Here is a 1,507-nt window from a genome sequence, read left to right as displayed (position 1 = left end):
GACGACGAGTACGTCGATGCCGACTTCGAGGACGTGGACGATTCGGACGACGAATAGTCAGAATCGTCTGCCAGCCAGACGTAGTCTGGCGACGTTGACGACGATTCCGACGACGAGAACTAACGCGTCATCCGGTGCCGACGGGAACTAACTCGTCGGAAACGCGTTCGCCGCTCGCGGCGAACGCGTGACGAACGGTAGACGGACGATTCAAATACCATCCTACATTACCAAACGATAACTGATGAGCGAGGACTTCTACGACGTACTCGGTGTAAGTCGGGACGCCGACGAGGACGAGATCAAGAAGGCGTATCGCAAGAAAGCCGCCGAGTATCACCCGGACGTGAGTGACGACCCGGACGCCGACGAGAAGTTCAAGAAGGTGAAAAAGGCGAAAGAGGTGCTCTCGGACGACGAGAAGCGCCAAGCCTACGACCAGATGGGTCACGACCGGTTCGAACAGGCCGAAAAGCGCGGCGGGTTCGACGGCGGTCGCGGACCCGGCGGTGCCGGTCAGGGCAACCCGTTCGGCGGCGGCGGTGGCATGGGCGGCATGGGCGACATCTTCAACGAGTTCTTCGGCGGCGGCGGTGGCGGCCGTCGCAACCCGAACCGCCCTCGACAGGGCGCGAACCTCCGAACCGGCATGGAGATCGACCTCGAAGAGGCGTTCGAGGGCGTGACGAAGCAGATATCGGTTCGACGGCCGGAGCGTTGTTCTGCCTGTGACGGCGAGGGGCATCCACCGGGCGCGGACGTGAACACCTGTCCGGAGTGTAACGGACAGGGGCAGGTCACGCAAGTACAACAGACGCCGTTCGGTCGCGTCCAGCAGTCCCAAACCTGCCCGCGCTGTAACGGCGACGGCCAACAGTATTCGGAGACGTGCAACGACTGTGGCGGCGACGGCGTCGTCCAGCGGGAGGCGAAACTCAAAGTGGACATCCCGGCAGGGATTGCCGACGGACAGACCCTCCAGATGGAACGCGAGGGCGCACCGGGTGAGAACGGCGGCCCGAAGGGCGACCTGCTCATCGAAGTCAGGGTGCGCGAGCATCCCGACTTCGAGCGCGACGGTGCCGACCTGTACTATCGGATGGCGCTGTCGTTCCCGCAGGTCGTTTTCGGCGACAAGATCGAAGTTCCGACGCTCTCGGGGTCGGTCGAGATGGATGTACCGAAGGGGACCCAGAGCGGCGAGACGTTCCGCTTGCGGAGCAAGGGGATGCCCCGTCTCCGACGCCGCGGGAACGGCGACCTCTTCGTGAAGGTGCAGGTCGTCACGCCGGACTCGATGAACGACGAACAACGCGAGGCGTTGGAGCAGTTCGCGGAGGCAGGCGGCGAAGAAGTGAACGTCGAGAAGGGCTTCTTCGAGCGAATCAAGAGCAGTTTCTGACTCCGCAACCGAACAAGCTAAGCGTTTCTGTGGTGATATTATAGATAGCTACGGACATTCCTCGTATGACCGGATCGAAACTCTCTCGTCGGCGGTTCGTGCAAG

General features: G+C 62.2%; 1 protein-coding gene. It reads left to right on the top strand.

Features of this window, described 5'->3' with window-relative positions; genetic code table 11:
- Positions 1-244 precede the first annotated feature (244 nt).
- On the top strand, positions 245-1,402 hold the full coding sequence (gene dnaJ / locus WBV42_RS02775; protein WP_423984682.1) for a molecular chaperone DnaJ: 1,158 nt from the start codon (positions 245-247) through the stop codon (positions 1,400-1,402).
- Positions 1,403-1,507 lie beyond the last annotated feature (105 nt).

It is taken from the genome of Haladaptatus sp. (assembly GCF_049589095.1).
In the GTDB taxonomy this organism is placed as follows: domain Archaea; phylum Halobacteriota; class Halobacteria; order Halobacteriales; family Haladaptataceae; genus Haladaptatus.
The sequence above is the reverse complement of the archived record's forward strand: the minus strand, read 5'-3'. Positions and strand labels throughout refer to the sequence as shown.